This is a genomic window from Bacteroidia bacterium (assembly GCA_040880525.1).
Taxonomy (GTDB): Bacteria; Bacteroidota; Bacteroidia; order CAILMK01; family JBBDIG01; genus JBBDIG01.
Window position 1 is genome coordinate 141,518 of the sequence record JBBDIG010000017.1, and the last position, 13,393, is coordinate 154,910.

Annotated in this window: 14 protein-coding genes; 4 read left to right on the forward strand and 10 right to left on the reverse strand. The window is 44.2% G+C overall.

Annotation, left to right across the window (positions count from 1 at the left end; all coding sequences use genetic code 11):
• Positions 1 to 13: 13 nt before the first annotated feature.
• From WD077_04685 to WD077_04730, 10 genes are all read right to left on the reverse strand, one after another.
• A complete protein-coding gene (locus tag WD077_04685) occupies positions 14 to 1,198 on the reverse strand; it encodes a hypothetical protein (GenBank protein ID MEX0966511.1) in 1,185 nt (394 codons plus the stop codon).
• Positions 1,173 to 2,225: a glycosyltransferase gene (locus WD077_04690; protein MEX0966512.1), complete on the reverse strand. Its 1,053-nt coding sequence runs from the start codon at positions 2,223 to 2,225 to the stop codon at positions 1,173 to 1,175. The genes WD077_04685 and WD077_04690 overlap by 26 nt, the downstream gene beginning before the upstream one ends.
• Positions 2,212 to 3,648: a hypothetical protein gene (locus WD077_04695; protein ID MEX0966513.1), complete on the reverse strand. Its 1,437-nt coding sequence runs from the start codon at positions 3,646 to 3,648 to the stop codon at positions 2,212 to 2,214. The genes WD077_04690 and WD077_04695 overlap by 14 nt, the downstream gene beginning before the upstream one ends.
• Complete coding sequence (locus WD077_04700) at positions 3,638 to 4,342, reverse strand: sugar transferase (GenBank protein MEX0966514.1); 705 nt, start codon at positions 4,340 to 4,342, stop codon at positions 3,638 to 3,640. The genes WD077_04695 and WD077_04700 overlap by 11 nt, the downstream gene beginning before the upstream one ends.
• Before the next feature lie 20 nt (positions 4,343 to 4,362).
• The gene (locus tag WD077_04705) at positions 4,363 to 5,658 is read right to left on the reverse strand and encodes an O-antigen ligase family protein (GenBank protein ID MEX0966515.1); all 1,296 of its coding nucleotides are present in this window, start codon (positions 5,656 to 5,658) and stop codon (positions 4,363 to 4,365) included.
• A gap of 48 nt (positions 5,659 to 5,706) precedes the next feature.
• Positions 5,707 to 6,165, reverse strand: a complete 459-nt coding sequence (locus WD077_04710; GenBank protein ID MEX0966516.1) for a hypothetical protein — start codon at positions 6,163 to 6,165, stop codon at positions 5,707 to 5,709.
• Entirely contained in the window at positions 6,113 to 6,472 is a 360-nt protein-coding gene (locus tag WD077_04715; protein MEX0966517.1) for a hypothetical protein, read from the reverse strand. The genes WD077_04710 and WD077_04715 overlap by 53 nt, the downstream gene beginning before the upstream one ends.
• A 67-nt stretch (positions 6,473 to 6,539) precedes the next feature.
• A complete protein-coding gene (locus tag WD077_04720) occupies positions 6,540 to 8,093 on the reverse strand; it encodes an insulinase family protein (protein MEX0966518.1) in 1,554 nt (517 codons plus the stop codon).
• Entirely contained in the window at positions 8,093 to 9,484 is a 1,392-nt protein-coding gene (locus tag WD077_04725) for a pitrilysin family protein (protein MEX0966519.1), read from the reverse strand. Before WD077_04725 ends, WD077_04720 begins: the two co-directional genes overlap by 1 nt.
• A gap of 130 nt (positions 9,485 to 9,614) precedes the next feature.
• On the reverse strand, positions 9,615 to 10,481 hold the full coding sequence (locus tag WD077_04730) for a nucleoside phosphorylase (GenBank protein ID MEX0966520.1): 867 nt from the start codon (positions 10,479 to 10,481) through the stop codon (positions 9,615 to 9,617).
• A 61-nt stretch (positions 10,482 to 10,542) separates the two neighbouring features.
• On the opposite strand from WD077_04730, the gene WD077_04735 reads away from it, so the two are divergent.
• The 4 genes from WD077_04735 (at position 10,543) to WD077_04750 (ending at position 13,170) form a co-directional block, all read left to right on the forward strand.
• A complete protein-coding gene (locus WD077_04735; protein MEX0966521.1) occupies positions 10,543 to 11,445 on the forward strand; it encodes a universal stress protein in 903 nt (300 codons plus the stop codon).
• A gap of 175 nt (positions 11,446 to 11,620) precedes the next feature.
• Positions 11,621 to 12,079 (forward strand): hypothetical protein, encoded by a 459-nt coding sequence (locus WD077_04740; GenBank protein MEX0966522.1) that lies wholly within the window; start codon positions 11,621 to 11,623, stop codon positions 12,077 to 12,079.
• A gap of 15 nt (positions 12,080 to 12,094) precedes the next feature.
• Positions 12,095 to 12,550: a hypothetical protein gene (locus tag WD077_04745; GenBank protein MEX0966523.1), complete on the forward strand. Its 456-nt coding sequence runs from the start codon at positions 12,095 to 12,097 to the stop codon at positions 12,548 to 12,550.
• Positions 12,547 to 13,170, forward strand: a complete 624-nt coding sequence (locus tag WD077_04750; GenBank protein MEX0966524.1) for a hypothetical protein — start codon at positions 12,547 to 12,549, stop codon at positions 13,168 to 13,170. Before WD077_04745 ends, WD077_04750 begins: the two co-directional genes overlap by 4 nt.
• Positions 13,171 to 13,393: the final 223 nt, after the last annotated feature.

The window sequence follows — 13,393 nt, forward strand, 5'->3', positions numbered from 1 at the left end:
CGCTATTCCTTCATCAGGCGGTTTTTTTATCCCACCAAAAAATGATTCCCAGAATGAGCCATTCTGCTGCTGCGGTAGCCAGGAGCGCTCCTTTAAATCCCAGTTCAGGAATTAGCAACAAACTCAGAATGGTATTAAAGATCGTGGCAGCCAGGCCTATTGTCACAATTACCTTTTCATTTTTCTGACGAAAAATTTTATAAGTAAGTACGAGATAATAGTAGTGGGGCAACGCATATAAACCGCCAATGCCATAAACCCACCAATCAAAATCAAAATGAAAGAGCCGAGGCATGAGCCAGCTCATGGCCAGCACCCCGCTCAGAATGATCACAACTCCTGCCCCGGAAAGCCTCCTGGCCAGCATCCGCAGCGAAGAAGACGGAAGCCGGTAAACATTCCTGATGTATGGCATCAGCAAAAAAACCGAACCTGACTTTAGCAGCGCCAGCGCGCTAATGAGCACATGATACTTTCCCAGACCCTCATCAGTGCCAATCAATGCCATCAGATATAAGTCAATTTTTTCCTGCAAAAGACCCACAAGACCGAGCAGAAAAAAAGGAAACGCATTTTTAAAATAATTAAAATTAAAATGCATTTTTAATGGCCGGAACGCCACCATATAAAATGTAACTGCCATGATCAGGGCTTTCAAGGCAAATGACAGGGTGAAGAGACCTGAAAAGGCAGGTTTTTCCATTACGAAAGGAAAAAAGTAAATACCGGCTGCAAGAATGATAAAGCCCGCAACATCCGCTAAAATGGCCGGGATGAAACGCTTTTGATATACTACAAATACTTCAAACGAATGAAATAGATGCTGCACGCAAAGCCAAAGGATCATCCATCCGGCAATGGCAGGCGCATAAAAAAGCAGGAAAATAATGGCAGGTACGGCAAGCAGCGGCAATCGCGTAAAAAATGCCTCCTGCCAGTTTGCGCGTATCATTTGCGGGTCAAGGCTGAAATTTCGCAATAAAAATTGCTTGTTTCCCCAGGCGGTAAAATGCACTGCCAGATTCACCGCCAGCAACAACCCCACAAGGCTTCCCCAAACCGTAGGCCCGTAAAGCCGCACCACCAGGATATACAACAAAAAATTCAGCGCTGGCACCAACAGCAAATGAAGGCTGTTAAGGAGAATGGCATTCCCCCTTTGTTTTAATTTTCTAAAAGTAAATCTTCCAATGCGCATTTACAGTTTCTTGAATTGTTGGAACAGAAACGGGTTCGTAATCCTGCGGTTGGATAAGCAGTTTACGCAAGGTTTCCAGCATTTCATTTTCATCGTTGCATACATGTACCTTTTGGCTGTCAGGCAGAAATCCCACGCTGAAACATACCACAGGAAGCCCGGCTGCCAAAGCTTCTAAAAATACATATCCTTGCCCTTCATAAGAAGAGGTATGAAGAAACACTTTGCTGCGCCTCATTAATTGCAGGACTTCTTCCTGTGGAATTTCTCCCGCCAACTTAATCTGCTTCTCCAATCGTAACTTTTGCAATAACTGTTGCAAGGGCTCCATTTCCGGACCTTTGCCGGCAATAACCGCATTTGCCAATAAATTTTCAGATATTAATTTTTCCATTAAACCAATAAATAATGAGTTATTTTTTAATGGAATTAAGGAGGCAACCCCCAGGACGTCAATCGTTCTATTATTCATTTCTACCGTCACTTCACTGCCACTCAGGCCCCACGGAATAATGCTGTGTACTTTTTGGTTCGTACTTTTTGTAAATACATCTGCTGCATTATTGGAAAGCGCGATAATATGTAATTTGTTAAAACGTATCAACTTCCGGTACCGGTTTGCGGGCCACGCGTCCTGCCCCATAATAGTGGCAAAATGAGGCAAACCGTACTTCAGTGAAAAACGCTGAGCAAGAAATGTGGATTCATTTAACCAGAATGAATGAATAATATCAATGGGTTTTTCGCGATGCAGGTGGGTGAGCAGCCGTGGAAGGTTCCACATCAGAACCAGGGTTTTTAGATATTGAAAATAACGCACGCCATTCAGGGGATACACCATTACATTATTCCAGCGATAAACTTTCCTCCGCTTAGGATAATGTAAAGCAATCACGATCACCTCCGCCTGTGGATATTGATTTACCAGCGCCATGACAAAAGCCTGCAAGGGAGGAATGCACACACTGTCCTGCTCATGAGCCGGAAAGCCGGGTGTTACCAGGATTATTCTTTTATTGGAGCTCATAAAGTATCCATCCGTTTTGAAAGCTGTGAACCGGCTTCAATGCAAACTTTTCATTTAACTCCTGCCAATGCTGCCACACCGGCTGGTTTTTCCATTGCTCTTCAAAATCTAAATTAAATAAAACATAGTCATTGGTATTTGCCTGATCAATATCCTGTAGTTGTAAATTATATATTTTTTGAGGAACCTCGTATGCGGTCAGCGGACCGTTAATGGAAAACGTATAAAGGTTCCTTGCAGGAAAATCATGAAGCTCTCCAGCAATGGATTGTTCCATCCGATTATATTGAACAAAAGGATCAACAGCCCTGGCAAACAAACCCAGTTGCGCTACCAGAATGATAGCGGCCAACACAGAAAATCGTAATGACAGTTTTTGACAGATCCATTCCTGAAGCCTGATAAAAGCCGGCAACAAAATAATCAGAAGCATCGGAAACGTTAGAAAAAAGAGGCGTGCATTCTGGGTCGGAATTCCTGCAAGGAAGAAAAAATTCAAAAACCATATAGTTATTAAAATTATAATATTCTTGTTTTTGATTTCTGTTTTTCTGACAAATACCAGCCAAAAGATACCGGCAAATAAAAATCCCGGATGCCATAAATGCACGGCTGAATAAATGATATTCGGCAGGGCATATTCATTCAGGCCATCCAGGGTGCTGAAGCTGGTTTGGAAATAATTTGAAAATGACCAGCGGCTGAAAAGGTCATTTCCTGAAAACTGCCGAAATTCAATGCCTTTTATAAAAAGCTCCGGCAATAAAACCAGCATCCATGTCACAGCCATTAAAACTAAATGACCATATTTTCTTTTCTTTAAAATTAAAAAGACAATTAAAATGCAAGGAATAATAAGCACAATAAATGAGGGATATCGGGTTGTAATGGCGACACTTACAAACAGGGCAAACAGCATCGAATCATTCCACCTGAGCAATTTTTTATATCTGAAAAAATAATAGAGCGCTGCCATAATAGCGAAGATTGCAAGGCTTTCGGACATAGAAACAGCAGCACTCCGAAGCATGAAGGGAGAAAGCACAAAAAACAAAAGAAGGTATATCACTGCCTGCCATTGGATTCGCGGAAAAAGCAGGATCATGAGTTTGGCCAAATAGAAAAAAGCCAGGGCAAAGGATAATATTGAAACCCACTGAAGGGCAAAAGGAGCAGGAAGAATAAAGCTGAATAATGCACCGGCCAGCGGATACATGACGGGCCAGTAGAAATGGCCCGGATCACCAGCGCAGCAAATGACTGAATGCAATTGGCGTGAGAGCCGCAAATACTCATACGAATCCTGCCCATAAAGTCCATTGAAAGATAATAACGCAGCAAAGCAAACCAGAAACAGCATTATAATAAATGAGAGCAGCAACAGCGTACTATCCCGCAATTTCCTGTCTGGATCAGTATCCACTTTGCCCGGTTTTGAGCATGTGCAGCATGGTGAGCAATATGATCTTCAGATCGAGGAGAAATGACCAGTTCTGGATGTAATAAATATCCTCATTGATCCGGCTTTGCATGAGAATGGGATTAATGGTTTCGCCCCGGAAGCCCTTGATCTGTGAAAGACCTGTAATGCCGGGCTTCACGCGGTGGCGCTGCATATAGTTGGGTATAAGCTGCGAATATTTAGCGGTATGCTCCACCATGTGCGGCCGCGGCCCTACAATTGACATTTGGCCCAGCAGCACATTAAAAAACTGCGGGTATTCATCGAAATTGGAAATACGCAACCAATGGCCTACACGCGTTACCCGTTTGTCATTTTTGGTTACCTGCTTCTCCTCATGGATGTTGCCGGCAAACATGCTTCGAAGCTTAAAACAGTTGAAACTTTGGCCGTTCAGTCCCGTCCGTTTCTGCACATAAAAGACCGGGCCGGGGGAATCCAGCTTAATAAGAAGCGCCAGCAAGGGCAGCAACCACGACATCACTCCCAGGATCATGATCAGCGAAAAAACCACGTCAAGAATACGTTTTGCGGCTGCCATACCGGTCGAATCCAGAGGTACAGTTTCCATTTCCATCCGGTTGGTCCGTTTCTCCGGAGTGGGTGGTTGTGCGCGGGCCTCAACCCACTTCTGCTTCGTATCTGAAAAGGACATGGTATCCCGGTTTCTTTATTTCAAAGCACAAATTTACCATTTGCCCCCGTTTCGTCCTTTTTCATAAGAAAAACAAACAGGCTCTGAAACATAGCAAAAAACACGACTCCTCTTTGAGTGGCAAGGTAAACCTCGGTAAGCGCAAATGTTGCCATCATAATGGTGAAGAAAATCCAAAGCCTGTTTGCGCCATACCCCGCAACCAAAAGCGGAAGAAAAAGATACGCCAGCCACAGCAACAGCCCCACAACCCCAAGTTCCAGCAAAACCTGCACATATTGATTATGCACGTTATAATTCAAATAACCGGTATCATTGAGATCAGGATTTCCAAGGTAGAGATTGCGCTCACGGTATTGCTCGTTGAGGAGGGGGCGGGCATCGCCAATGCCTACACCCTGAATCCATGCCTGTTGCTCCTGCTGTACCTGCCAGGCCATTTGCCATAGCACCAGGCGCAGGGTTAACCCCGTAAATGGCGTATCGTACCGGAATTGTTCCTGCTGCAGCACTTCAAGGTTGGAAGGCCAGACACTGCGAAACCGCTCCTGGATTGCGTCAACCGAGGCAATTACCACGGCCACCAGAATGGTAAATGCACCACCGGCTATTGCTGCTTTTTTTATTCTTTGTTTATTAAAAATAAAAAATAACAAAAATAAATTTCCCAATATTATAAAAATAAACAAGAATATTTTGGAAGAAAGCAATATTAAAAATCCTGTTAAAAATAAAATTAAAAATCCTGAAATGAATTTAATATTAAAAGATAAAACCTGCCAGTTTTCCTTAATATAAAATGCCAGGGCAAAAATGCTGAAGCAAACATAACAGGAATAATAAATAGCGCTGATGCCAATAGGCTGTACCAGCGCATGATAAAAAATTTCAGGCTCTGCTCCTGTGCTGAGCCATTGCCAGGCATGGACCAGCAACGAGAAAAGCGCTCCGCCTGCAATGGTTGCTGCAAATGCGAGGAAAAGCTTCTGAATATTTTTCTTGCCAATGGGCGCAATACTTCCCAGCACTACCGGGAAAACCAGCAGTGCCAGTTTGCGCTCCACAAGTTTCAGCGCATCCTGCCAATATTCAGAATAAAGCACTCCCGCTACGTGCAAAAGAAAGAAAGCCAGGAACAGGAGCGCCAGCCGGTTATTGCGCAACCGCTGCCACTTCTCCCGAAACTGCCCCTCCGCCACCCAATTCAGCGCCAAGAGCACGATGCAGTAGCTGTTAATATTCCTGGAAAACGGCAGCGTTACGGCTATCAGCAGCAGCAGAACCAGATGAGTGCGGGAATGAAAAGTTTGTCGCATGAACAACAATGGAGGATTAACACAATGCGGTCTGCTGTGGTATTTTACTTATAATTCATCATCAAAATTGAATATTTGATTTTTATTTTCAAATATATATTTTAATGACTTCTTGAAATCTGATTTTATTGAGGTACACAAAAAGTTGCTCCACTCCGGATTTTGCTCTTCTCTCATGAAAGCCAATAATGCCAAAGCATAAGCCCACTCCTCCTGTCTCAAATAGCCCAATTGATTGTAGCCCCACCGAGCGCCAGATTGATAAAATTGAAAACAGGAATTTGCATTGAAAATACCAAGACCAAAAAAGACTGTGGTCAAATCAGTAAGATACTCATCATTAGTCTCAAGCTTTTTCTCCCCTAAAAGCTTAACGTGGGCAAGCTCATGTGCAATGGTAGCTACTAATATTTCTGGTCTTTGCAGGTTCCCTCTATCCAACGCAATATGGTATTTACCATTTTTTCTCATAATAGATGCCTGCCGCTTCTGGAGTAGTAGGGTCATTTTCCAAAAAAATTACTGACGAACCTACATTGATTTCTTTCGGAGGCTTGCTGAAATATGTCAATTTAATTTTATCCGGATTTATCAACATTTGTTTGGCAATAATGGCCAAAGTCTGTTTACCGCTGTTTGCAGAAAAATCCCAATTCACAGGAAAATGTTTTTCAGTAGGTGTCAAAACCTCACGATCATTCACAGGTGGCTGAGGATATTCGTGGCTTAACCACCACATGTTATGTTCTAAATAATTGCGACTTTCCTGATCAAGTGGTTCAAAAGGTGCTCGTGACTTGAAAAATCTAAACATAGTTGTCAATTTTTTGAACCCTGAACCCTGAACCCTGAACCCTGAACCCTGAACCCCGAACCTGCTCCTACAATCCCAGCGTATCCTCCGTTTTCACAATCTTCACGCTTTTGATATTCAGCGGATATTTCGCCACCTGCTCGTCCTCGCGCAATACTTCTTCAGGCAGGCCCTCCTTTACGATATTGGAATAGCTCATCGGAGAAGGATGGTTCTCCATCAGGCTTTTCGCCAGGTCTGTGGCTTCATCAGGGCTAGTGATCACCGCGATCTTCATATTCCGGGTCTGAAGATGTTCTTTCATAGCATCATTCACATCCTGCAATGTGAGTTGCTCCAGCAGCTTGTCAGCCTTATTGATCCAGTCCTCCCGGCCATAAAACCGGGAATCCATCAAATATCCGAGTTCCTGGCCCGGGCTGGAAATATAGAGCTTGATATAACTGCGCAGGAATTTTTTCGTCAGATCAAAATCTTCCTGGTTCATTCCTTCCACGATCAGCGTATTCAGTTCCCTGACGGCCATGCGGATGGCGAAATGGGCATGGCCAAGTTTCACATCAGCCAGTTCCTCATGTTGTTCGCGAAGGCCGGCACCTATCTGCACAGGCCGGATCCACATCGAGAAATAGTTGGAAGAGCGCGGATACCCCGCTACCGGCAGCATGTTTTCGCTGCCTGAAGGATACCACTCAATATAGCTGTAGTCGCCATAGTTCATAGAGCGTGTTTCACGAATCTTGTTATATAGCTTTCCATAAGATTTGCGGTGCTCGCCCAGATAAGAATTAGCGACCATCAGCGCTGCAAAATCATCATTGCTGCGCGTTATGTCCATAGGAAATCCCATGAAAATCGCAGAACCAAAAGCTCCGGGCTTTGAAACGATCTCTACCTGTGTACCCTCCGGCATTTCCGCTTTTTCAGCTTGCGGCAACTCTACATCGAGAGCTGGCAGGCCCTGCATATCCAGCTTCAACTCCGCCAGAAACGCATCGCTGTAATTTCCCGTAATGCCGATCATCAGGTTATCTTTTGTAAAATATCTCTGCCAGTGCTCTTTCACATCTTCCAGGGTAATGCTGTTCAGCCCCTTTTCAGTACCGGCTACCATGTGCTGGTAGTTTTTGCCCCGAAACAGGAAATCCTCCAGCACCATTTTGCTGTAGTCTTCATCGCTGCTGTTGCGGATGGCGCGCGTAACGTAGTTGAGTTGCTGCGTCTTCACCCGGTTGAAATCACTTTCTGAAAAGGAAGGATCGAGGATCAAACCTTTCATTATGGGATAAAATTCATTCACAAAATCCACGGGCACGGCAAAAGTGAAAACGGTGACTTCTTTATCAGTTGAAACTCCATAGGCGGCCGCCATGGGATATATCCGTTCATCAATCTGGCTTTTGGTGAGATTGGCCGTTCCTCCTTCCTTTACCAGTGTAGCTGTAAATGATGTGAGCCCTTCTTTCCCTGCCGGATCAGCAATTGAGCCTGCTCGGAACATTAGCTTCACAATCACTTTGTTAAGTTCAGGCTTTTTCAATTCCACAACTTCCTGCGCCCTGGCACTGATGCAGAACAGGCTTATTACCAATAAAGCAATATTAAATTTTAGCGTTTTCATTATTTAATTCCTCCTTCTTCTTTTGATGAAATAGTGCCGAGCGTAAGTCTGTCAGCCGTGAAATATTTCTGAGCTACCTGCCGGATGTCCTCCGGAGTAATGCGGTCAAAAAGTGCATAATAACGATTGATGGAAGCAGGATCTCCTGAAACCCAGGTGAAGTAATTGATGGCATCCGAAATATCATCCGGGTTATCAAGGCCCATCGCAAAGTTGTAGCGGATATGGCTTTTCGTATTTTCCAGCAACTGCTCCTCCACCGGAACCTGCTTCAAAGAATCAAGGGCCTCCACAATGGTTTGCTTGATATAGGGCAGGTTCTCCTCGTCATTGGTAAGCGCCCCGATCTGGAATAGATAAGGATCGCGGGTAAAAAATATGTATCCAAACAGATTCATCGCCTTCTGCTCGTCCACGATCAGCTTTTTATATAGTTCAGAGCTTTCAGAAAACATCATAGTGGAAATGATCTCCAGGGCGGCCATATCAACTTCCGTATCGCTATAGGCAGGGCCTTTATAATTCAGGGAAACAAAGGGAATAAAGCCCTCGTTCTGAATATGTGTGTAGCGCGTTTCGGTTTGCGGAGGCTCTACAGGAATATCGGCTTTGTAGCTTCCGCGCTCCCACATCCCGAAGTATTTTTCCGCCAGTTCATTCACCTTTTCCTGCGTTACATCGCCCACTACAATGATGGTGGTATATTCCGGACGGTAAAATCGCTCATAAAATTCCAGCGAATAATCATACTGGTTGGGCATTTCCACAATGTCCTCAAAAAATCCCATCGTGGTGTGTTTGTAAGTATGCGCGGTGAAAGCAGTGTTATTTATGGCTTCATCAATTTGCCGGAACTGATTCGCAAAATTCTTGGTGTACTCGCCTTTAACGGCTCCTGCTTCCACTTTAAAATCCGGGACAGAATAATTGAGATGCATAAACCTGTCGGCCTCCACCTCGAACATTTGGTCCAGCATTTCCGCGCTGCCGGTCATGTGATAAATTGTGCGGTCAAGCCAGGTGTTGGCATTGGCTGCGGCTCCCATAGCTTTCAGTACACGGCCATATTTATCTTTAGGATAAGTATCCGTACCGCGAAACATCATGTGCTCAAAAAAGTGAGCAAAGCCGGTTTTTCCGGCCTCCACTTCTTCGCGCGAGCCCACGCGCACCACGATATTGAAGGTGGCAATGCCCGGACTGCCAAATGGCACGGTAACTACGTTGAGCCCGTTCTCAAGCTGCGTTTGCTGGATGGGATATGGAAATATTGCGGAGCGGCCGGTATCGCTTTCCGTGGCAGCGGCCTGATCGGTACTGTCCACGTTCTCACCTGTTGAGCATCCGGCCATCCACAAGCCTATACACATCAGGAAAATCAGATTTTTCATAAATTATGGTTTGATTGCTTTTTTAAATTCAGTTGCCAAAAATATTTAATAAGAAGGAGTCTTTTGATGTTTTAACAGAAATAAACATTTGGGCTATTCCCAATCCGGGTTTTTGAGGTGCTTTTATTCTTTATAATTTTTCGAGAACCTTTTCAATAAAATCCTCCATTTGCTGTTTTGGGTTTTTGCTGAATTCATGGGTGGCACGGTTGGCCAGCACCATGTCCAGCGTAATGCAGTGATGGCCCAGCAGCCTTGATAAACCATAGATCGCACTGGTTTCCATCTCAAAGTTGGTAATGGCAAAATTGCCGCTGCGAAACCTGCCCAGATGGCTGAGCAGATTGCCATAGCGTGCAGGGAGGCGAAGGCTCCTGCCCTGCGGCCCATAAAACCCGGGACAGGTAACAGTAATTCCTTCCACCATTTCTTCGTTAAATTTCTTCGCCAGCGAAACGGAACCACTGAACAGGTAGAATGGCAGCTCATAATTCATCAGGAAGAGGTGATGCCGCAATTCCTCATGCAGGGTCTGCTCGTCAGTATGGTATTCGTATTTGTAAAACTGTAGCAAATTATCCAGCCCCACGCTGTAGCGCGAGATGATCCCACTGCCGGGATGAATTTCCGGTTGCAAAGCCCCACATGTGCCGATGCGAATTATATTCAGGCTTTGCAACTCAGTCCTTGCGTGCCTGGCTTCAAAATCAATATTTACCAGCGCATCGAGTTCATTCATTACAATATCCACGTTATCGGTGCCTATGCCGGTACTAATGGCCGTAATTCGCTTTCCCCGGCATATTCCTGTGTGGGTAACGAATTCACGGTTTTGCTTCCGCACCTCTATGGCATCAAAGTGTGCCGAAATCTGCGCCACCCGTCCGGGATCGCCCACCAAAATGACGGTGCCAGCCAGTTCGCCAGGGAAAAGATGCAAATGAAAAACGCTGCCATCAGCATTTAAAATCAACTCCGTATCAGGTATGGTTTTCATCTGTTTAAGTGATAATTTTGCACTCAATTTTAAAAAACACGTAAGTAACTATTTTAAGACAATGAATAAGATTCCATTTCAGAATACCACTTTAGTACCTGTGGATTTTTCTGATACTTCGCTGCATGCCCTCGATCATGCAGTAGCAATTGCAAAAATAATTGAAGATGGCAACCCACGGGTAACGCTGGTCCACGTAATAGAAGGAGCCGAATTTGAATCGGTGAGTGCGGAAGATGTGGTGGACAGCAGCAACAAAGAGGGTTTGATGATAGAAGGGGCGAAAAACAAGCTCGAGAAAATCATCGCGGCCTATAGCCCAAAAGGGGAACTTCCCTTTAATTATATCATTACCGGAGGGAAGGTTTACCGCAAAATAGCTGAACTGGCCGAAGAACTGACGGCAGACTCCATAGTAATGGGAACGCACGGAGCTCAGGGCTGGGGCCGCTTTATCGGCAGCAACGCCAGCCGGGTGATTCAGGTCGCTCCCTGTCCCGTTGTTACAATTAAGGAAAAGCAATTAGGCAATGGCTATAAAAATCTGATTTTGCCGCTTGACCTCACCAAAGAAACGAAGCAGAAAGTAAGCTGGGCCGTAAAAATCGCTTCCTACTTTAAAAGCACCGTACACCTCGTCACCATTACGGAAGACGATGAATTCCTGGCAAGGCGCGTAAAAGCCAACCTGAAGCAGGTGGAAGGTGTATTGAAGGAAAAAGGCATTACATACACCTCTACCTACCTAACGGAAGATAGCAGCAGCTTTGCCGAAGCCACCCTGAACTTTGCCCGTGGCCGTGATGCCGATCTCATCATTATTATGACACAGCAGGAAAAGACGCTTGGCGAATTTATTTTTGGCTCTTATGCTCAACGAATCGTGAAGACTTCATCCATACCGGTAATGGCCATCAATCCGAGAGCCGACCTGACCGGTATTTTTGAAAGAACGCTGGGGTAAGAAAAACCCGGTTTATAATTCTTCAGTGTACGATACAAAACCTCCAGGATGTAGAAATTCCTGGAGGTTTTTTTTATGTAATTATGGCTAATTTTCCGAAACAAATAAAATTTAGTGCTTCATTGAATTTATACGATCTTGCAACGCAACTAACGAAACGATAATCTGCATTACCATGAAACCTTATTTTCCCCTGACCATACTTCTCATGAGCTTACTTTGGAGTTGCTCTGGTGAAAGTTGCCAAACATTACAGCAATCTTCAATACAGCTTGAGTTTTACAGGAAGGATGCCGGGTCCGGATTCCTTTCGGCAGTTAATCTTCGGGACGAATTCGATTCAATCATCATCAATGATGGAAGAGGCAGTATACCGACAAATGAAAACTTTGTTTCGGTTGATAGATTGAGCGAAGATGGCATTAGTAACTTTTTCTTTTTCAAGGATGGAATCTCTACCCTGGTTTCCTTTCAGGCAGACGCAGAAGAACTCATGGATAAGGGACCTGGCAAATGTGGTGAATATTACAAATTCAGCAACATGAATATTTCCCACTCCGGCTTTGAAGATATTGAATTAAAGAATACCAATGCTTACAACAATGATTTTACCGCCATCGTAATTATAGATTAAACCAGAATAATTGCTATGCAAAAACAACTCATCATTCCATTCTTTCTTTTGGTGCTTATTACATCGCTCTCCGGATGTCGTAAACCTTCCTGTCCACATACGGCTCAACCATTGGTTATTTTTAACTTTTTTATTACCGATACCAGTGGGGAACAATTGCCTGTATATCATTTTTTTGACAGGGCGTATGCCGTGGGAGGCAAAGGAGATCTTATACCAAAACTCAATAAATATGAACTGCCGGTAAATATTAATGCAGATAGCATGGTTGTGATATTTGAAAGTGGCGGAAACCAGGATACCATTCAGCTAAATTATATTCGGGAAGAAGTATTCCAGGGACACGATGGTACTTGTGGTTTTCATATTAATATCATGAATATGAAAATTACATCCAGTACTTTCCCGGATACCTACAGGAATGGATCAGAAAGCGAAGACAATCTAGAGATAATTAATATACTATTATGAAAGCGTTAATGGTGATTTGTATGCTCTTGTGGCCATTATCCATGTTGGGCCAGGATCAAAATGCTGATTCTGTTGAGTCGCGCAATTTGGTATACGGTGCGGGCATTAGCATATCTGATAATATTGGAATTATAGGGACGGTGCAACACAAAGATGTTGGAAGCCTGATATTTAAAGCCGGGATAATGGGAAAACCCAGACTACGGCCATTCTCCAATTACCTCCGAAACTGGCTTATGACAAATTACCGTATAACGTATCAGACCCCGTTGCTGGTCAACACTTTTTATGGCGGCCTGGGCTATACCATCGTCAGGGTTCGCGACAATAGTACTTCCTATATTAACTCGCTTTATTGGGAATCTTATTCGCGCAAAGAGCAAGTCCACTCCACATTTCATGCACCTGAACTGGATTTTGGAATTCAATTAGGGGAAATTGATGAAATGCTACGTATGGGCGTCAGAATCAATTACATCCTGAATCCGGAAGAAGTGCGCAATGGCTTGCCCCTGCGAAATGATGAATTGAGACGAATCCACGGGCTGGGCCGGATATATTATAATAACCCCAATAACTTTGTCTGGGGCATTTACCTGGATTATATGATCAAGCTCTGAGTTCAGGGTTCAGGGTTCTGAGTTCAGGGTTCTGGGTTCTGAGTTCTGGGTTCTGGGTTGTTTCTCTTTTCCTCATATTCAATGTCACTGCCATCACCAAAGGAACTTTGGAGGGATATAAAAACACCAGGAAACTCTTAGCGGAATACAGTTTAAAGAAGGATTTTCAATTGCGAATCATACCCACCAACCGCCTGAACACCAGAGATTATAAGCGGGAGAA